Genomic DNA, 20,799 nt, shown 5'->3' on the forward strand with positions numbered 1-20,799 from the left:
ATTAAATGGCCATGAAGGCAAAATTCTTGTTTCTATCACTTTTTTTAATTGCTCAGGTTGCATTTGCGCAGAAGCATATCGCTAAAACAGGGCATATCTGGTTTTATTCTTACACGTCAATGGAGGTAATTGAGGCTCACAACCATCAGGTAGTTAGTATTCTTGATATCTCAACTGGCGATATTATGTTTAACCTGCTGGTCAAATCATTTGAGTTTAAAGTTACATTAATGCAGGAGCACTTCAATGAGAATTATATTGAATCAACTAAATTCCCAAAATCAACATTTAGAGGAAAAATAACAAATCTCGATAAGATAGATTTCAAGAAAGATGGAACATATCAAGCCGATGTTACTGGAGATTTAGCAATTCATGGGGTAACAAAGAATATTACAACATCAGGAACAATAGAAATTGCTGGTAGCGTAATTACCGCAAAGGCAAAATTTAAAATAGTTCCAAAGGATTATGGCATTCAAATTCCCCAACTCGTAGAGAATAAAATTGCTAAGGAGATGGAAATAACGGTTGATATACCATATACTGCAAATTGATATACTGTTTGTTGATTGTATTTGATAAACCCATTAACCCAATAGTGATGAAAAAGACAATCTGGTTTGCCGTAGCAATAGTCTTCTTTGGATTAATAGTTGCAATATTCGTTTGGTTGTATGCATTCCGTAAAGCTGATTTAAGCGTTTCCTCGCAAAAAGCTGAAATCGAAATAGCTGCAACCGGCCTATTAAAGAAATTTGAATCGAACGAGGCTGAGGCAAACACCGCATACCTAGGCAAAGTAATAATCGTTTCGGGTACAATTGATAAAATAACCGAGGATAGCACCACCGTTTCGGTGTATCTGAAAAACCCAGAGGATGTTTCTGGTGTGATGTGCGGTTTTAACAAAACCATGATTGATAAATCAATCATAAAACCCGGTAATTCAGTAAGGGTAAAGGGAATTTGCACGGGCTACCTAATGGATGTGGTGCTTAATAAATGCTCTATGGAGAAATAGAAGAATTTTCTTTTCAAACGAAGGGTTATTGCCAAAGCGATAACCCTTCGTTTTTTTTGTATCAATAAAATACTATCTTTGATTACAATTATGTTTTTATATAGAATTTGTAAAGAAGATTGTTAATATTTGTTTAATAAAAAGATGAACATTTTATTGGTTTACCCTCAAAATCCCGACACTTTCTGGAGTTTTAAACATGCACTTCGCTTTACTTCAAAAAAATCATCAATTCCACCTTTGGGTTTAATAACCGTATCTGCTATGTTACCACCAACATGGCAGAAAAAACTAGTGGACTTGAATGTATCATCGTTGTTACCATGTGACATTAAATGGGCAGACTATGTGTTCATAAGCGCAATGTATGTTCAAACTGAATCTGTGGACAAAATAATTGAAGAATGTAAAAAGTATGAGGCTAAAATTGTTGCAGGTGGTCCACTTTTCACTCAGAATTTCAATCATTACCCTCAAATAGACCATTTAATACTTAATGAAGCAGAAATTACTTTACCATTATTTCTTAAAGATTTAGAGATTGGAAATCCCCTCCAAAGAATATATAGAAGCGATGATTATGCTGATATGACAAAAACACCTGTTCCTGATTTCAAATTGCTATCGATGAAGGATTATTTTGCAATGAATTTACAAGTAACACGAGGCTGTCCTTTTGCTTGCGATTTTTGTGAAATCACATCACTTTTAGGACATAAAGTTAGGATGAAGCATACCCATCAAATTATTGAAGAGCTTGATACTCTTTATAATCTTAATTGGCGTGGTATTGTTTCGGTGGTTGATGATAATTTCATTGGGAACAAAGCAGAAATTAAAAACGACCTGCTTCCAGCGATGATTGAATGGATGAAACAGCATAAATATCCATTTACCTTTAATACTCAAACCTCTATCAATCTTGCCGATGACGATGAGTTAATGGCGATGATGATTGAAGCAGGTTTCTTTTCCGTATTTATTGGGATAGAAACGCCTGAAGAATTAGGCTTAAAGGATTGCAACAAGACCCAAAACAGAAATAGGGATTTACTTCAAAGCGTGAAAACAATACAAAACGCTGGATTTCAAGTTACAGCCGGTTTTATTGTAGGTTTTGATAGCGATTCCTCATCCATTTTTCAGCAACAGATTGACTTTATTCAGAAAAGCGGAATTGTTTCTGCATTGATTGGGATGCTAAATGCGCCAAAAAACACCAAACTGTACCATCGACTTGAGGAGGAAAACAGGATTATTACAGATGCAACTGGAAATACTACCGACCTTTCCATCAATTTTATTCCCAAAATGAATGCAAACGAATTACTGAGTGGATATAAATCAATAATTCAAAATATATATTCCTCAAAGCCTTACTATAAAAGGGCACGCATGTTCTTACTAAATCATAAACAGCATCATAAAAGGCAAAAGAAATTTGAGTTTTCTCTTATAGGTAGTTTTATAAAATCTGTTATTATAATTGGGATTATTAAAAGGGGTAGGGGCGAATACTGGAAATTTATCCTCTGGACTCTGCTAAACCGGCCCAACCTTTTTGTAAATGCTGCAACATTAACCGTTTTTGGTTATCATTATAGAACGGTGTTTAAATTAAGGAAATAAAGTAATGGTGGGTATTACATTCAAGGTACTATTGAAAGAGTTATTATCTACCAATCTTTTTTCACACCCTAATTAAACAAATTCCGTTAAATTGCATCAAAATGTTTAATTACAAAGTTTTTGTAATAAATACTTGATGGACAATTTTTATACTAACAACTTAAATCTAAAATAATTACTATGAATTTAAAAAGAATACTTTTTCTTTCGGCTGCATGTTTAATTTTTTCAGCAAGCCTTACTGCTCAGGAGGTTCTTCAATTTCGTGGTGCGGATCGAAGCGGAGTTTATAAAGAATCAAACTTATTAAAAAGTTGGCCAGTTGCAGGACCAAATCTTCTTTGGGAATCCGAGGGCATTGGCAATGGATATGGCTCCCCAGCTATAACCTCGAAAAATATTTTTATTGAAGGAGAAATTGACACTGTCAACTACCTGTTTGCCCTTGATTTATCGGGGAAAATTCAATGGAAAACCAAAATTGGTAAGGAATGGGTTATCAACTATCCTGGAGTTCGCACTACACCTACAGTTGTAAATGATCTAATCTATATTTCCACTGGTTGGGGGAAAGTTGCATGTATCGAGGCCAATACTGGCAAGGAAAAATGGTCGGTTGATATGATAAAAGATTTCCATGCAAAGCAAATTAGCTTTGGCTTCTCTGAATCGCTTCTAACAGAGGATAATAAAGTTTACATTTCGCCTGGTAGTGCTGATACAAATATCGTTGCACTCGACCGTTTTACTGGTACAACACTATGGATTAGCAAAGCACTAGGGGAAAAGACTGCATATTGCTCACCACTGCTAATAAAACTGCCTCAGCGAAATATTTTAGTCACCTTTTCCTCACATGCCCTACTGGGTATTGACACAAAAGATGGAAAATTACTATGGTCGCATGTGCAAGATTCAAAAGGTGATGTTCAGGTAAATACTCCTCTTTACGAAAATGGTTATATCTATTACATCTCTGGTGATGGGAATGGTTCCGTTAAACTTAAATTATCCGATGATGGAACCTCTATTACTCAAGTATGGAGAAACAAAAAAAGCGATAATACATTTGGTGCGTTCATCAAGGTAAACGATTACATATATACCTCTGGTTACGAAAAATGGTTATACTATACACTCGATGCAAATAGTGGTGCAATAACTGATTCAGTAAAGTTCTCCCGTGGCTCAATAATTTCAGCTGATAATCTACTTTACCTTTACAACGAAAAGGGTCAAGTGGGTTTATTCAATCCAAATGGACCGAAACTTGATCAGATCAGTACATTTAAAATAACAAAAGGTACAAAGGCGCATTACTCTCATCCAATAATTTGCAACGGGATTTTATATATAAGGCATGGAAAATCATTACTAGCCTACGATATCAAAAACAAATAGCACAACCTCTAATCTCATTAATTATGAAAAAATATCTATTCTTGGTTGGAGTACTATTTTTAGCAACTTCAACATTATATTCTCAGGAGTTTAAACTTGAAGACGTACTCAATAACTTTTATAAAGCATCAGGGTTTGATAAACTTCAAAATGTCAAATCCGTTATAATGACTGGATCTACAACTACATGGGTAGTAATGCCTACCAAAACATACAGAGTAAGGCCAAACAAATTCAGAATGGAGCGAGATGTTAACGACATCACTGGGTTAACAGTTTACGATGGACAAACGGCTTGGACAACTGCACCATGGTCAAAGAACCCTAAACCACAAGTTGTAACAGAACCAAATCTAAGCGATTTAAAAATTCAAGCAGATTTTGATGGAGTACTTTACAATTGGAAGGAGAAAGGTCATATAGTTGAACTTGTTGGGCTAGAAAAACTAGGCGATTCGGATGTTTACCGAATTAAATTAACACGTAGCGATAGCATTGTTGAATACTATTTAATCGATAGCAAAAGTTTTCTTATTCAGAAGAAATTAGGCATTCGAAATTTTAAAGGGAAAGATTACAAAATAGATATCACTTTCAGCGACTATCGAGACATTGATGGTATCATGTTTCCTTTTAATATTATGAACAATTCTGAAGGGCAACCAACCAGTGCCGAAACTCAGTATGAAACCATTGAAGTGAACAGACCAGTTGATGATAACCTATTTGTTATGCCAGTGAAATAGATTACGTATCTCAATATTTGCTTTTTATTGACATTTACAAACGATTAAACAATCATATAGAGTTATAAAAGATTCACGCAAAGTACACTGAGATTATATTCGCAGAGAACGCAAGACCCTTTCATATTTAAGGTTTTGCGTTCCTTGCTTTTGACTTTTGTGATCTTTGTGAGAATCCTTCAGTATTCTACTAAGCTAAATTTAACAATATTTTTTTGAGTAAATATTTTTTAATGAATATATATTCGCTTATATTTGCGCCATCAAACTAATTTATGCCAAAGATTAAAGACGATAGTAAGGTTAAGGCTATTCACAAAGCTGCAATGAAACTGGTAATTAAAACGGGTTTTGTAGGGCTAAGGATGGCTGATGTAGCTGTTGAAGCAGGCTTGGCAACTGGAACACTTTATGTATACTACAAGAGCAAAGAAGCATTAATTAATGATGTTTTTTATGAAACGAAGAAAGAGGTTGTTGACAATATATTAGATCCCAAGCATCAATCGGAAACATTCTATTCAACATTCCGAAACATTTGGTTCTCTTATTTCAAATTTTGCTTTGAGAACCCTGAGAAGATGCTTTTCTGTGAACAATTCCTTTATAGCGGCTATATCTCCAAGGATTTGATTGATAAGGTTGAACTGATGTTTGAACCGCTCCATCAAACGCTTATAGATGCACAGAAAAACGGACTTATTAAACAGGTGGATGTTGAGATATTGATAGCTCAAATGCATGGAGCAATTCACGAAATAGTTAAAATTCTAATGAAACAAAAAAAACAATTGGGTAAAATCCAACTTCAAAGATGTTTTGATATGGCATGGGATAGCGTTAAGCAATAATTTTTTTATCAAGTAAATGAATATATATTCACCTTTAAGTTAATAGACAAATGAAAAAGACAGCATTAATTACGGGCGCATCAAGCGGAATTGGTTTAGAACTAGCAAGAATTCATGCAGCAAAAGGCGGTAACCTTGTTTTGGTTGCACGCAGTAAAAGCAAATTGGATGAGCTAAAGATTGAACTTGAGAAGAAACATGGCATTTCAGTTTATGTCATTGGTAAAGATCTATCATCGCCAAATGCGGCAGCAGAGGTATATGCCGAATTAAAACAACAAAAAATTGATATTGATTATCTTATCAATAACGCAGGTTTTGGCGATTACGGATTATTTTTTGACTCAGATTGGGAGAAGCAGGAGCAAATGATAAATCTAAATATCTTGGCTCTTACTCACTTTACAAAACTTTTCTTGAAAGATATGGTTGAACGCAAAAATGGGAAAATCTTAAATATTGCATCTACTGCATCCTTTCAACCTGGCCCAACAATGGCAGTATACTGCGCCACTAAATCCTATGTTCTAAGTTTCTCCGAAGCAATAAATAATGAGGTTAGAGAATTTGGAGTAACCGTTACAGCACTTTGCCCAGGTGCAACTACAAGCGGCTTTCAGGCAGCAGCATCATTGGAGGGAAGCAATCTTTTCGAGGGGAAAAAACTTCCTACCTCAATGGAGGTTGCAAAATATGGCTACAAAGCAATGATGAAAGGGAAAGCAGTTGCCATTCATGGCTTAATGAATTCAATAATGGCAAATTCTATCAGATTTACACCTCGCTCTCTTGTAGTTAAGATAACTAGAATGATCCTTGAGAAAAAGAATTGATAATAAACTTCCTTTTTAGAGGCTGTTTGAAAAGTCCAAAACAATTAATTAACGTCAGTTCGAAATAAGGAATTACATTGAAAAGTTGAGAATTTAAAGTATTTTGCATAAATGCAAAATTAATGAACCTCTGTGTTCTCCGTGCTTCTCAATATCAATAAACATCATTATGGTAAATTTGTATCTTATTAAATCGACCATTTTGATAGAGCTAGAACTTAAAATCTCTGTGTTAAAACTTATATCGAACACAGGTTAATTATTAACTCGTCTTTTTGGCACTTGAAATAAGTAACCATTCTTCAAACTCCAAACAGTTTCATATCTTTGCACTTTCTTCTCAACCCTCAAAAATATGGATGGAAATAAACGAATTGATATTAAGCCTGGCCTTCATGTGAACATAATACTAAAGAAGGATCAACGCTCAGGAGTTTTAACCGAGGGTTTTGTTAAGGATATTCTTACCAGCGCACCGGTGCATCATCGGGGGATAAAAGTTAGGTTAGAGGATGGTCAAATTGGAAGAGTAAAAGAGATACTGGAGTAAATGGATAGTAAAGAATATCTACATAAAACTGATAGCAAGAAGAAATCAGAGGTAAAACTGACTGTGTCAGAAGGGACAGTCCTTATGAAGTTTTTGCTTGCGCAAATACCGTATAAGAATCGCGATAATTTCAAAACTCTTTTATTTGATAAACAAATTAAGGTTGATGGCGAAATTGTAACATGGTACAATTATCCTTTAACACCCGGACAAGAGGTTACAGTTGGTTGGGACAAGACACCCCCAGTTAAGCAGTACATCGGAGTTAAGATAATGTTTGAGGATCAATACCTGATTGTTATTGAAAAAAACACTGGAGTACTCTCAATTGCTACGGAAAAGGAGAAAGTTCAGACCGCTTACAGCATCTTGAGCCGCCATGTTAAAGTGCAAAACCCATCGAACAGGATATTTGTAGTTCATAGAATTGATAGGGAGACATCTGGGGTTATGGTTTTTGCTAAGAGCGAGGAAATTCAGCTAAAACTGCAAGAGAATTGGAACGATACTATCCTAGAACGAACCTACCTTGCCGTAGTAGAAGGCGAAATTGATAGGCCAAAAGGCACAATTGTTTCATACCTCAGGGAGAGCATTGCGCTTATTGTTTACTCAAGCAATAAATCTACCGAAGGGCAAAAAGCAATAACCAACTACAAGGTGGTTCAAAAGAATGCACGCTACACATTGCTTGAGGTAAATCTTGAGACTGGTCGTAAAAACCAGATAAGGGTTCACATGCAATTAATTGGGCATAGCGTAATTGGCGATAAAAAGTATGGCTCAACCGTAAATCCTATTAGCCGCTTAGGGCTGCATGCACAAGTACTTTCATTTACACACCCAATCAGCAAAGAGCCAATGCGATTTGAAACACCAATTCCAAAGGCGTTTTTAAAACTGTTTTAGGTGATTTTCTTTTAGATATCTTAGAGTTCCGAGTTGGCAATTCTTCCCATTCTTTATTATTATCGCAAAATGCGATTATTTTACTTGTGATGGATGCTAATCACCTATAGGACTTGCAGTCTATAATATAATTTCATTACAAATTTATTTCTTATTGAACAAAAAACCTAGCTTGTTACGGCTAGGTTTTTTGGTTGTTTTTGGCACATGGACTACTTAATGCATTAGCTCAAGAATCTGCTTTTTCTGAGTAAGCCAGGGGTTGCTTTTTATCTGTTTATCCATAATATTCATGGCTTTATCGGACAGGCACCAGCCTAACGGTAAGTTTTCTCCCTTATTACGCACAAGTTGAATGGTAATAACTGTGTCTTTATTCGCTGTAAGTATAGCACTTAGCATGTCCAAAGAGTTCTCAGGTCTTACGGTTCTTGCGTTTAAGAATGTAGTAGGCACAGTAAGTAATTCGTATGCACACTTTAATGGTTTAGGGTTTTCTGGAACGTTATCGCCATTTAAAATCATTAGTACTACAATTCTTAATTGTGAGGGTTTGTATACTTTTCTAATATCATAGTATAAATTGGCAGCGGTTACAGTTCCGTAATTATCGTAATATCCGCCGTCTACAAGGGTACCCCAATATGTATTAAGTGAGTCAATTTTTGCTCCGGGAGTTAAAATGGGGAAACGTGCGCTTAAAAGCGTGGCGGTACTTAGCGGCATATCTTTGCCAATTAGATTGTTTACATTGTTTGATCGCCACTCATTCTCATCCCATGAAAGGTTTGATGCTACTGCCCTGCGTCCGCTTTCGGTGTGTGTACTGTTAATGAAAAGGTTTGGCAGCATACTGTTATTTGCATATAATTCTTGCATGCCATCGGAGAAAGGATTTATTTTACCAGAGAAATTCTTTGCCCAACCTTTCTCCCATGATTGTTCCAAATACCTAGCCCTATCGAATGGACCGAATGGGAAAAACAAAAAGCGTTGAAAAGCATCGGGGAAAAGAAATGCAGCAGTAACAGGCGAAAGGTAATCCTCCTTCATGAATTTCCGTACCTGTTTTGTTAAACTATCATTCTTATCATTGAATTTCAGTATGGAGTTGTATGCTGATGCTCCAAGGCTGCCACCTGAAACACTACTTAAAGCGAAAAGATGGTTTGGAAATTTGGGATCAGAATCGGTTAAGGATGCTAATATCGAAGCAGTCCAGTACGCAGCCCTAATGCCGCCTCCTTCGCCACAAGCAATGTAGAGCGTTTTTATTTTGCCTGAATCGGAGGGTAGCTGGTTAACCCATTTCTCAACAGAACTTTCAATGGATTCAGTTTTTGAAGCAGTTTCTATTGTTCTTACCGTATGGTTGTTGTTTATAAAGCTAAAGGCAAAGATTAAAATAACTACTACTAGCAATAGTACCAAAGGGCTTTTCACATTTTTCTCCAATACCATAAAGGCAGTGCCTAGGGCTGTCCAAACAGCAATACCTAGCAATATAATAATTGTTGGTGTGCAGCTTGTTGGGAATGCAACTGGGAATATCCAAATTGTTATAACTAGCAGGGGAAAGAGTATCAGTGACAATACAAAAAACCATTTTTCTACTTTTGAAACCCCAGCATATTCAAGGGCTTGATCTGATAAAGCGGTTGTTTCAATTTGAAAGTCGATCATTCCCGATATGCTTGATTTGTTCCATATATTGATTAGATTCTTGCCGTTGAGAATAATATAGCAATAAAGAATTATAGGTAGGATAAGGATAATTTTATCCACCCACCATTGGGTTTCGCTAAAACACCAATATGATATATAAAAAACCGTTGTGGATAGAAACCCAAGGATTATGGGTAACCAAACAGGCAATATGCCATCTCGTTTATAGTTTATTTCACCAATATTTGATAAGTTGAGAGCTAAACGTGCACCAAACCAGCTTTGAATACCCCATAATAGCATACATGATGCGGTAGCAAGCGACATTAACGGATTGGTATGCTCATTGAATGCTGTTACAACATCCTGACCCTGATCGTTGAGGAGGAATGCGTATGCTCCAACCAATAGCATTACAATACTTAACCAGCATTTGGAAAGGAGTAGTAAGAAGTCCTGAATGGCAAGAAGTACAGACTGAATTTTTGATTGATTTGATAATTTCATAGATATAGTTTTTTGTGATAGTTTGAAGGTAAAAATATAAAACTATTTGTTAATATTTTACAAATATTAATTGCTTTTTCAATGGTTAATAATCATATTGATTTTAATCTCAGGCGCAACCTGCTGCAATAGAACGACGCAGGTACGCCTTGTTAACCTGCGTCGAGCATAATGGTTTTTGTTTTTTATTTACGACCTCCGGCTTAACGGGGTATTTATAGGCTAATTGATTCTGATGAAATGGGAGTGATCTATTTTTTTACCCAAGCAGGTTTTAATTTAACAACCTTTTTGTGTATTGGGCAATTCTCTATGTGTGCACCGGGCAGATAGCCTGTGCTCATTAGGAATTCGTTTACAATTTCGCCTCCTGTGAATTTGAATGTTTTCTTGAATAGTTTAGTCCATTCCTCCTTGGTTTTTGGATGATGATGATCCAACCATTTTTTGAATGATCCATGTTCCTTTTGCAGCTGCATGATGATGTTAGCGTTGTGAATTGCAGCATCAACCTTTAAACGGTTACGAATAATGCCTTCATCGCTCAGTAAACGTTGTCTATCCGCTTCGTTGTAGGAGGCAACTTTTGCGATGCTGAACTGATGGTACGCTTTTTTGAAGTTTTGCTGCTTGTTTAGGATGGTTGACCAGCTTAATCCTGCCTGATTAATTTCCAGCACCAATCGTTCGAAAAGCTCATTATCATCCTCAATTGGGAAACCATAGGCTGTATCGTGATAGATACGGTGAACATTGGTTTCGTTGTAGTTTAGTATTGCTTCGCAGTATGATTTTGGTTTTTCCATGGTTGTTCAGGTTGTTAATGTTTTATGAATAAACCCCAACCCCTTAAAAAGGGGCTATAACAGAGCGATGCAGTGGTTTCCCCTCCTTTTTTAAGGAGGGGTAGTGGTTTATAGTTATTATTAGCACTAGCTAATTATATATTCTCTCTTCCTAATTATGCTATACGCATTTATAATCATCAATATAATTAGTACGCAAAAGGCTGCAACAATCCAAATGCTTAGGTTTAGGATAAGGGAAACCAAAAATATTGATACCCCCAATAAAGCCATTAGAAAGAACATCTTAGCCATATTGCTGCCTTTTTGCTGCATATCACGGGCTTGGGTAAATGGGAGCGGCATTTTTGTTAGGATGATTGAGTAGAGGTTTATCAAAATAATTAGCATGCTTCCCATAACCAGCCCGGGTACTTTTGAAACTCCCCAAATCATTAATGTTATTGCTAAAAGCACCATCACCAAAGGGAGAAAGAATTTAAGGAGTAGGGCTTTAATTGCACCAGTCAGGATATGCCCATGATTTTTGATTGGGAGCGCCTTGTAAATCCATGCTCCTTCGGGGGTATCGGTGTATGGTAGTTGCGTGATTGCGGTTGTTCCAAAGAACCCGAAGAATAGGAAGAAGTAAAAGTTTTTGCTCTCGCTAAGCTTTTGGATGGTGTTCGCGAAGCTGGAGAAATCGGGTTTAATCATCAGTACTGCCATTACTATAATAATTCCGAATGATGGGTAAACCGCTTGTTTAAATTTTCGATCACGCTTGGTGATTGACATGGCTAGTTTCCATCCTATTTGCTCCATTTCGGAGATGCAGAAGAGACGAAGTGGGCTAAATTTGGTTTTACCTCTTTCAACCGTTTTCTCACTTTCAACGCTCTCGGCTGCTCCTTCGCTTAGCACTCTGCTATAACCCCCCGAAAGGAATCGTACCAAGAATATTGCTCCTGCAATGCAGACTAAAAGGGCTATTGATGCAAGTAACATTATCTCCAAATTTATCTCTTGGAAATTAAAGACCTCAACAAAGCCTGCAAGCCAAGCCGGGGGGATAAGGTATGTCCACCAATGGATTGTCATGGTTGAATTACGAAGCGCATCGCTCTCCATTATCCGTGGGAGGAACTGATAACCCCCGAATATTATCACGGCCATGACTATTTGGAGGTACGAGACCATGTCTTTGAATCGCTCGCCAGAGATTACCCTTGATAAAGCCATGTAGAAGAACGTGGTGATAAGTAGGGTTATCCATGCACACAGCCCAACGGCAATTAGAAAGGCAAGGAATGCTATTGCACCGTGTTTGTATGCTATTACGATGGATGATATCGCAGAAAGCGATAGTGCCATAAATCCTATGTAAAATTGTATATGAAGCAGTCGGGCTAGGAGTAGTGTTCTATGGCTTATTGGGCGGACGAGTAATATTTGATTATCCCGATGATCCAAAAGTACGCTGGAGAACTCGGTAATTATGGATGATCCGAGCATTGTCATGATAATCCCAAAGCATATTGTAAGGTTAAGTAGAAAACTACTGATTTTTGAGAATCCAACGGCAATAAATATCCCAAGGATTAGGAGAATTACTAGCTGGAATGTAAAAGTTTTTTCCGATTTCCCCGATGCGTGAAACATCGAGGGGCTACGGCGAAAATCCATTGATAGCTTTGTTCTAAGGATTATTTCTACCTGATTGTAATCGGCTCCCCACCATTGGATTGGATGCTTTAGCAGACGGATTATGAACATTGCAATTTTTTCCATGGCTACTTCTCCTCAAAGGCTTTGCTGAAAATATCGGAATTAAATCCGCTATCCTGATTCCCAGTAAGGTTTGCAAATAGCTTTTCGAGGGTTTCGGCCTTCTCGGTTTTTAGCTCATCGAAAGTTCCATCGGCAAGCACTTTGCCATCGTTAATAAGGATTATCCTATCCGATATCTTTTCAACAACATCCATTAAATGGGAGCAGAAGAAGATTGTTTTGCCCTCGGCAGCCATCCGGGTAAGCATTTCCTTAACAAGGATAACCGAATTGGCATCAAGTCCGGAAAGCGGTTCGTCAAGGAAGATAATATCGGGATTGTTTATAATACCAGCCATGATTAGGATTTTCTGCTTCATCCCTTTGGAGAAGGTATCCATGCGCTGATCGGCATTTTTCTCCATTCCAAAAAAGGAGATCAAATGGTTAATTCTCGATTCTAAATTATTCTTCGCAATTCCGTATAGAGTTCCAATGAAATTTAAGTATTCACGGGGAGTTAGGAGATCGTATAGTGCGCCATTCTCTGGAACATATCCAATTCGTTTTTTAATCTCAAGGCCTTGATCCTTTAAATTCATGCCGAATACCTGAATATCGCCTTCGAAATCTGTTATAATACCACAGAGTATCTTCACCGTAGTACTCTTGCCCGCTCCATTAGGGCCAATATACCCGATAATCTGCCCTGCCTTAATATCCAAATCGATTCCCTTCAACACCTCATTACTCGATTTTCCTTGAGAGTAGGTTTTTCTAAGCCCTCGAATTGAAATTAATAGATTTTCCATTTGTTCTCCGTATTAAATCCATGTTGATTATAAGAAACTGTTTAAGTTTTATAAAGAATGCTGAATGTCTATTATATGCATTCTTGAACGATGTATGGTTAAAGGAATCCCCTCCTTTTTTAAGGAGGGGTAGGGGTGGTAATCAATACAAATGCAATTATTCCAAATTTACCCCCTTGTGTTCCCCCTTAAAATAAGGGGGAAATCCTACCCACATTGACCCATCAAATATCTTTAAATATCAAACTATAATAATTTAAACAGTTTCTAAAAGTTGATAAAATTATAAAATCTTTATTCATCCAAATACTTATTTGAAAATAAGATAATAATCAACTTGTAACCAATAGTTAGTGTAATGTTAAGTATGAATTTTAACTGACGGGTTTACCCGTCAGTTATACCGCTGATTATTAATACTACAGAGTGGTAACAGACGGGTAAACCCGTCTGTTATACCCCTAACTATTATTACATCTGGATTTGATTAACATTACACTAACAACTTTGATTAATCTTGTAAACCTAACGCTGCTATGGAGAATTATCGAGCCTGAACTATTTTATCAACACCTTTGTTTGTAGGGTAAACCATGATTGTTAATAAATGCTTTTAACCCAATTGCATTTAGGCAAAGAATTATTGAACAAACTTTTTACCTTTACAAATATTTAGCTATGACGACAATAAATTTAAAATCAGGCGATAAGGCTCCCGAGTTTACCTCGGTTGACCAGAATGGTAAGCCGATTAAGCTATCGGATTACAAGGGGAAGAAACTTATTCTTTACTTCTACCCGAAGGATAATACATCTGGCTGCACTGCCGAGGCATGTAGTCTTCGCGATGGTTACGAGCAACTTGGCAACCTAGGATACGAGGTGGTTGGGGTTAGCCCCGATAGCGAGAAATCGCATCAGAATTTTATTAAGAAGTACGAGTTGCCATTCCAATTAATTGCCGACAGCGATCAAACTGTTGCAAATCTATACGGCGTTTGGGCTGAAAAGAAGATGTATGGCAGAAGTTACATGGGTATTCTAAGAACAACATTTCTGATTGATGAAAAGGGTGTTATAACCCACATAATATCTAAAGTTAACACTAGTGATCACGTAAATCAAATCCTCCAAATAGTTGAAAAAACCTAAAAACATTAATCATATAATGGAAAAAACTGAAAACAAAGAGAAGAAGGAGATCAGTAAAGATAAATTAAAAGCCCTTCAGCTCACTCTCGATAAAATCGAAAAGGATTTTGGGAAAGGTTCTATTATGAAGATGGGCGATAAGGCCATTTCTGATATACCTAGCATTTCATCTGGCTCTATTGCACTGGATATTGCCCTTGGAATTGGTGGTTACCCAAGAGGACGTGTTGTTGAGATTTTTGGCCCTGAGTCATCGGGAAAAACAACCCTTGCAATACATGCAATTGCTGAAGCACAGAAACTTGGTGGTATTGCTGCAATAATCGATGCTGAACATGCTTTCGACCGCACATATGCTGAGAAGTTGGGTGTTGATGTTGAAACTCTACTTATCTCTCAACCCGATAACGGTGAGCAAGCACTTGAGATAGCCGATAATCTTATTCGCTCAGGTGCAATTGATATTATTGTGATTGACTCTGTTGCAGCCCTTACACCAAAAGCCGAAATTGAAGGTGAGATGGGTGATAGCAAAATGGGATTACAGGCTCGACTCATGTCGCAAGCACTACGTAAACTTACAGGAACAATCAGCAAAACCAATACGTGCTGCGTTTTCATCAACCAGCTACGCGATAAAATTGGTGTGATGTTTGGCAATCCCGAAACCACTACAGGTGGTAATGCCCTTAAATTCTACGCTACCGTTCGTGTTGATATTCGTAAGCTAAACCAAATAAAGGATGGCGATGAATCAACAGGTAATCGTGTACGTGTAAAGATTGTAAAGAATAAACTTGCGCCACCATTCAAAAAGGCTGAGTTTGATCTTGTTTACGGAGAAGGTATCTCCAAAACTGGTGAAATTATCGACTTGGGAGTAGAATTGAACATCGTTAAAAAGAGCGGCTCATGGTTTAGCTATGGCGAAACCCGCTTAGGACAAGGTCGTGACGCTGTACGTCAACTTTTAATCGATAATGTTGAGTTATCGGATGAGTTGGAGAAGAAGATTAGGGAAGCACTAAAGAATAAATAAGATATTTGGAACATTAACCCAATCAGGGTTTTAAACCCTGATTGGGTTTTGATACCATATTTATATACGATTTACGTGCATCCATAAATTGAGTTGGAATCCCAAAAAACATCATATAAATCTCCTATTAGCAACATCAATTTAGCGAAATCATTTGTAAATTTAAAGTTTTAGATCAATATCCTAATTTGATAAATTTGGAGCAATAAGATAGATGACAGCACAAAATGTAATAGAACAATTAGGTTTAGATAGGGCTGTATCTATTGATTCAGATAAGAATAATATATCTGAAAGTCAATTTATTGTTTTAAATCAAGTAAAAGAAAAAGAGTTTGGCGTTGACGAGGTATATTTTTGCACAGATGAAAAGGGAAATAGTTATCCAGCCGTTTTTATAAAAAAGGTAAATTCATTCGATACTGAAACCTTCAAAGAAATATCCGAAATTCATAGAAAGATATGGAATTATAAGAAAGTAATTTTTTTGTATGTTTATTCTGAAACCGAAATTCGTATTTATAACTGTGCAGAACAACCACTTATAATAAAAAAAGATGAATTTGATTATAGCAAAGAACTTGAGAAACTTGAAATAAAATCGTATAAATTTTCCGATAAGAAAAACCTTGAAGAACTCAACACCTTATTCTCCTCAATAGCCATTGATACAGGAATAATTTGGACAATCGAGGAAGCCGAATCAATTAGGAAAAAAATAAATTTACAACGTAGAGTTGATAAATATCTTGTTGAAAGCCTTGTTAATACAGCTAAACAACTTGAAAAGCAAGGTCTAGAAATTAATTTTATTCACAAAATCATTATGCGTTCTTTGTTCCTTCTATATCTTGAAGATAGAGGAGCAACCGATGAGAAATTTTACTCCCAAATAATAGAAGGAGCAAAATCATATTTTGATATTTTAGAAGATAGAAAGGCAACTTATGATTTATTTAAAAAATTAGAATCCCATTTTAATGGGAATGTATTTACTTTAGATGATGGAGAATCAATAAACGAAGAGCAACTCCGATTAATAAAAAAGTGTTTTATTAGTGGTATTGACAACACACCACAAACAAAACTTTTTGAGGATTGGAGATTATTCGATTTTAATATTATTCAAATAGAATTACTAAGCGAGATTTACGAAAATTTTCTATTCGCAGTTGACCCCCAAAAAAAGCAACAAACAGGTACTTATTATACTCCTCCATCATTGGTTGAACTTATTTTAAACGAAAAATTACCAATAAATAGCTACGAGTATAAATATGACCTAAAGATTTTAGATCCCTCTTGTGGTTCGGGAATTTTTTTGGTGGAAAGTTTTAAACGTTTAGTAAAACGATACGAAAACAAGCATAAGGAAAAGTTAACGGATTTTAATAGGTTAAAACAACTGCTTACCGATAATATATTTGGTATTGAGATAAACCGTCAATCTATTAAAGTAGCGGCTTTCAGTTTATACTTGGCTTTAGTTGACAATTTGAATCCTAAAACACTTTGGCAAAGCAAGAACTATAGATTCCCTTATCTCATAAATGATCCCGAAGATATAACACTTAAAGAACAAGGGAAAAATTTATATCGAAGGGATACTATTGAAACTAATAAAGAAATTGAAAACATTGAGTTTGATTTAGTCATAGGAAACCCACCATTTGGGACAGATAAATTACTTTCATCCATAAGGAATTATTGTGACAAATATGGTTTCGCAAAAGAAATGGTCCTACCATTTTTGCATAAAGCCACAAAATTCTCACCTAATGGTGAAATTGCTCTAATTTTCAATACTAAGGTCTTAACAAATACAGGAAGCACATATCAAAACTTTAGAAAATGGTTGTTTAATGAATGCTATGTAGAAAAAGTTTACAATTTCTCAATTCTTCGCAAAGCACCAAAAGATTTCGGTGGTCAACTATTCGGCTCTGCTACGGGTCCTATTAGTATTGTGTTTTATAGAAAAGAAACACCTAAGAACGCTTCAGATCGAATCATTTACTATGCACCAAAAACCTATATAAAATCCAACGTAATTGAAGGGGTAAACATTGACAGTACGGATGTAAAATATCTACCAAGAGAAGAATGCCAAAAACCTGAAACCAAAATTTGGAAGGTTACAATGTGGGGAGGAATGGGAGATTGGAATTTGATGCAGAAATTAAGTAATCATCCAAAACTTTCTAATTTTATAGAAAAACAGAATATAGTGAAAGGTCTGGGGCTTCAGTTTTTAGATGAGTCAACTATTAATCCAATCAAAGACGACGAAATCCCAAGAGAATATATATTGCCTAAAAATATTAAAAGATATGCCTCTTTCGTTTTTTCAGATTTAAATGAAGGATTAACAGAAGAATCAAAAATCCATTATGCTAATTACTATAAAGTTAGTTCTAGTAAAATACCTCCAATCAATGTATTTAGACGAGTTGGGACAAAATTAGCATTTAAATCTTCACATATATTAATAAAGGAGGGACTTTCAGATTGGAAAGTTTGTGCTTCATATATTGAAAGGGAATGCTCTTTCAACAGCAAGGTTTTAGGTTTAAGGCATCAGGATACCAATATCCTTAAAGGATTAACATGTTTTCTAAATTCGCAGTTTGCATACTATTACCTATTGCTTTATTCTGCTTCTATTGGCATTGAACGAGAAGAAGTTAAACCTAATGAAATTTATCAAATACCATTTTGCCTTTCGATTGATAATTTGTATGAGTTGTCAAAAATGTATGATATGTTTATTTCTGACAATGAAAAAATGTCAAATACAGCCTTGGTAGATTTTGAATCAAATATTAACAAATATATTTTTGAATCTTATAATTTTCCAATAAATGAGAATGTTTTAATAAAGGATTTTTTAGAGTTTAGCGTTCCATTATTAACCAAACAATATGAAAATACTTTAAGTTACACAAAGACAGTGAAAAGTTATGCTGTTAAAATATCTGACTTACTAAACGATTTCCTTGAGGGACAAAATTTATATGCGAACACTACAATTTTTAATATACAAAGGTTTTCACCTTTGATGATGATTAAAATTTCTTTTGATACTTCACCAAAAGAGATTTTTGAATCACAAGAATTCGTTAATGACGAATTGAAAAAAATTGATAATCATTTATGGATAAAAGAAGCAACCAATATTTATTTCAGAAAAAAATTAAACTATAAAACTGGAGATGATATTTATATAATTCGTCCAAATCAGCGTCGATTCTGGTCACAGTCAATGGCCTTGGAAGATGCTTCAGAATTAATTCTTGAAATTTTAAATGAGAATTAATATGGGGTTAAACAACGACAAAATTCTTGTTTTTAAAAATGCTTTTGAGAGTAAATGTTTTCAATTAATTGTTGGTGCATACAATAATGTGGTAGTTGACAAATCAATTTCATTGAACCTTGAGGAAAATGATATTTCAGCAATTTTACACCACAATATTACTTTAAACCCTTTATCAATAAAATGGCAAATATTTTCAAAAACAGAAAATTATATTTATAAAGAAAATCGAAAAATCGAAAAGGGTTTTGCGAGTAAACAATCAAGGATTGACTTTGTTTTTTCAGTTTTTCATACAAATTTACGATTTGAATACTTTATTGAGGCAAAGAACCTTAATGAAAATGATTCTGCCCTAAAGCGAAGGTATATCGACACAGGAATTAACAGTTATATTTCAAAAAAATATGAAAACGGAAGTTTAGTCGGCTATTTAATTGAAGGCAACTTGGATTTGACAATTAGTGGAATTAATTCTTTGTTAAAAAAAGATGGTAGAAATACAGAAGTACTGCAACGTAAAACCTTCAAGTTACATAAAGACTATTTCGAGTCTGAACATAAAGAAGTAGGTGTTTTGAAGCATCTGATCTTTGAGTTTGCGAATAATTTGTAAACAAAAATGCCAAATTCAAAATCGTTCTAATTTTCTATGGATTACTACTTCTTCTGACAGATTCAACCTAAGCAACTCCATAATGACAAATTATTTTAAATTCTATTCCCCTCCATACTGCATCAGGTAAGCCTTTAGGAAATCGTTTAAGTCGCCATCCAAAATATCCTGAACGTTTGAGGTTTCATAACCTGTACGAAGATCTTTCACTAATTTATAGGGATGAAGAACGTAGTTTCGGATTTGTGAACCCCACTCAATTTTCTTTTTCTTGCCCTCAATCTCATCCTGAACTTCCCTTCTCTTTCTAAGCTCCAATTCGTAAAGGTGAGCCTTAAGGATTCGCATAGCGTTCTCCTTATTCTGAATCTGAGAGCGTGTTTCGGTATTCTCAACTACTATCCCCGAAGGGTTATGGTATAATCTTACACCCGTTTCAACTTTATTTACATTTTGCCCGCCAGCTCCTCCTGAACGGTATGTATCCCACTTAATATCGGCAGGATTTACCTGAATCTCTATGGTATCGTCAATTGCAGGGGAAACAAAAACTGAAGCGAAAGTGGTATGTCGTTTGGCATTTGAATCGAATGGTGAAATTCGAACAAGGCGGTGAACTCCATTCTCGCTCTTCAAATAGCCATAAGCCATTTCGCCAATAAACTCAATGGTTACAGACTTAACACCAGCCTCCTCGCCATTCTGTATATCAACTATTTTAGTGTTGTAACTATTTCGCTCGCCCCAGCGCAAATACATACGCATCAGCATCTCCACCCAATCCAAACTCTCTGTTCCACCTGCTCCAGAGTTTATCTTCATAATTGCACCAAGACGATCCTCCTCCTTACGAAGCATGTTCTTTAGCTCAAGATCCTCAATTTTAGATAGCGTCAAAGAGTATTGCTTAGCTACCTCATCCTCGGTTGCCTCACCCTCTTTAGCAAAATCGAATAGAACCTGAAGGTCGTCTATGCTCTGCTTTACATTGTTGTAAGATTGTGTCCAGCCTTTTATAGATGCAACTAGCTTAAGCTGTTTTTCTGCTTCCGTGGGGTTATCCCAGAAATTTGGTGAGTGAGTTTTCTCCTCCTCTTCCTCTAATTTAATAAGTTTGTTATCGATGTCAAAGATGCCTCCTCAGCGCACCTTCGCGCTTTACAAACTCTTTGATCTGTTCAATTGTTACCATTC

General features: G+C 35.9%; 18 protein-coding genes. 13 read left to right on the top strand and 5 right to left on the bottom strand.

The features are described from left to right. The first annotated feature begins 11 nt into the window (after positions 1-11). From HOO91_02730 to HOO91_02770, 9 genes are all read left to right on the top strand, one after another. On the top strand, positions 12-557 hold the full coding sequence (locus tag HOO91_02730) for a YceI family protein (GenBank protein ID NOU16457.1): 546 nt from the start codon (positions 12-14) through the stop codon (positions 555-557). Positions 558-604: 47 nt separating this feature from the next. Beyond that, the gene (locus tag HOO91_02735; GenBank protein NOU16458.1) at positions 605-1,024 is read left to right on the top strand and encodes a hypothetical protein; all 420 of its coding nucleotides are present in this window, start codon (positions 605-607) and stop codon (positions 1,022-1,024) included. 144 nt (positions 1,025-1,168) lie between these two features. Beyond that, positions 1,169-2,653: a B12-binding domain-containing radical SAM protein gene (locus HOO91_02740; GenBank protein NOU16459.1), complete on the top strand. Its 1,485-nt coding sequence runs from the start codon at positions 1,169-1,171 to the stop codon at positions 2,651-2,653. Between the two features lie 180 nt (positions 2,654-2,833). After that, a complete protein-coding gene (locus HOO91_02745) occupies positions 2,834-4,054 on the top strand; it encodes a PQQ-like beta-propeller repeat protein (protein NOU16460.1) in 1,221 nt (406 codons plus the stop codon). A gap of 23 nt (positions 4,055-4,077) precedes the next feature. Next, positions 4,078-4,800, top strand: a complete 723-nt coding sequence (locus tag HOO91_02750; protein NOU16461.1) for a hypothetical protein — start codon at positions 4,078-4,080, stop codon at positions 4,798-4,800. A gap of 275 nt (positions 4,801-5,075) precedes the next feature. Then, positions 5,076-5,651, top strand: a complete 576-nt coding sequence (locus HOO91_02755) for a TetR/AcrR family transcriptional regulator (protein ID NOU16462.1) — start codon at positions 5,076-5,078, stop codon at positions 5,649-5,651. Positions 5,652-5,701: 50 nt separating this feature from the next. Continuing rightward, a complete protein-coding gene (locus HOO91_02760; GenBank protein ID NOU16463.1) occupies positions 5,702-6,484 on the top strand; it encodes an SDR family oxidoreductase in 783 nt (260 codons plus the stop codon). Positions 6,485-6,839: 355 nt separating this feature from the next. Further along, positions 6,840-7,034: a YwbE family protein gene (locus HOO91_02765; protein NOU16464.1), complete on the top strand. Its 195-nt coding sequence runs from the start codon at positions 6,840-6,842 to the stop codon at positions 7,032-7,034. After that, complete coding sequence (locus HOO91_02770) at positions 7,035-7,943, top strand: RluA family pseudouridine synthase (GenBank protein ID NOU16465.1); 909 nt, start codon at positions 7,035-7,037, stop codon at positions 7,941-7,943. It abuts the gene before it with no gap. A gap of 216 nt (positions 7,944-8,159) precedes the next feature. Here HOO91_02770 and HOO91_02775 read toward each other — a convergent pair whose 3' ends face one another. The 4 genes from HOO91_02775 to HOO91_02790 all read right to left on the bottom strand — a co-directional run bounded on the left by HOO91_02775 (position 8,160) and on the right by HOO91_02790 (position 13,482). Next, a complete protein-coding gene (locus tag HOO91_02775; GenBank protein ID NOU16466.1) occupies positions 8,160-10,115 on the bottom strand; it encodes a patatin-like phospholipase family protein in 1,956 nt (651 codons plus the stop codon). 251 nt (positions 10,116-10,366) lie between these two features. Continuing rightward, a complete protein-coding gene (locus HOO91_02780; protein NOU16467.1) occupies positions 10,367-10,921 on the bottom strand; it encodes a DNA-3-methyladenine glycosylase I in 555 nt (184 codons plus the stop codon). Positions 10,922-11,047: 126 nt separating this feature from the next. After that, positions 11,048-12,691, bottom strand: a complete 1,644-nt coding sequence (locus tag HOO91_02785) for a hypothetical protein (protein ID NOU16468.1) — start codon at positions 12,689-12,691, stop codon at positions 11,048-11,050. Between the two features lie 2 nt (positions 12,692-12,693). After that, entirely contained in the window at positions 12,694-13,482 is a 789-nt protein-coding gene (locus tag HOO91_02790; protein NOU16469.1) for an ABC transporter ATP-binding protein, read from the bottom strand. A 687-nt stretch (positions 13,483-14,169) separates the two neighbouring features. Between HOO91_02790 and bcp the strand changes: the two genes are divergently transcribed. From bcp to HOO91_02810, 4 genes are all read left to right on the top strand, one after another. Continuing rightward, on the top strand, positions 14,170-14,634 hold the full coding sequence (gene bcp, locus HOO91_02795; protein NOU16470.1) for a thioredoxin-dependent thiol peroxidase: 465 nt from the start codon (positions 14,170-14,172) through the stop codon (positions 14,632-14,634). A 16-nt stretch (positions 14,635-14,650) separates the two neighbouring features. After that, on the top strand, positions 14,651-15,673 hold the full coding sequence (gene recA / locus HOO91_02800) for a recombinase RecA (protein NOU16471.1): 1,023 nt from the start codon (positions 14,651-14,653) through the stop codon (positions 15,671-15,673). Positions 15,674-15,887: 214 nt separating this feature from the next. Then, a complete protein-coding gene (locus tag HOO91_02805) occupies positions 15,888-18,989 on the top strand; it encodes an N-6 DNA methylase (protein NOU16472.1) in 3,102 nt (1,033 codons plus the stop codon). A 1-nt stretch (position 18,990) separates the two neighbouring features. Beyond that, the gene (locus HOO91_02810) at positions 18,991-19,605 is read left to right on the top strand and encodes a hypothetical protein (GenBank protein NOU16473.1); all 615 of its coding nucleotides are present in this window, start codon (positions 18,991-18,993) and stop codon (positions 19,603-19,605) included. Between the two features lie 102 nt (positions 19,606-19,707). On the opposite strand, the gene HOO91_02815 is transcribed toward HOO91_02810, so the two are convergent. Next, positions 19,708-20,797 (bottom strand): peptide chain release factor 2 gene (locus HOO91_02815; protein NOU16474.1). Its coding sequence is split into 2 segments (ribosomal slippage): positions 19,708-20,733 and positions 20,735-20,797, totalling 1,089 coding nucleotides; the frame shifts between segments, so codons are not numbered across the junction. Positions 20,798-20,799 lie beyond the last annotated feature (2 nt).

Source organism: Bacteroidales bacterium (assembly GCA_013141385.1).
Lineage (GTDB): Bacteria > Bacteroidota > Bacteroidia > Bacteroidales > Tenuifilaceae > UBA8529.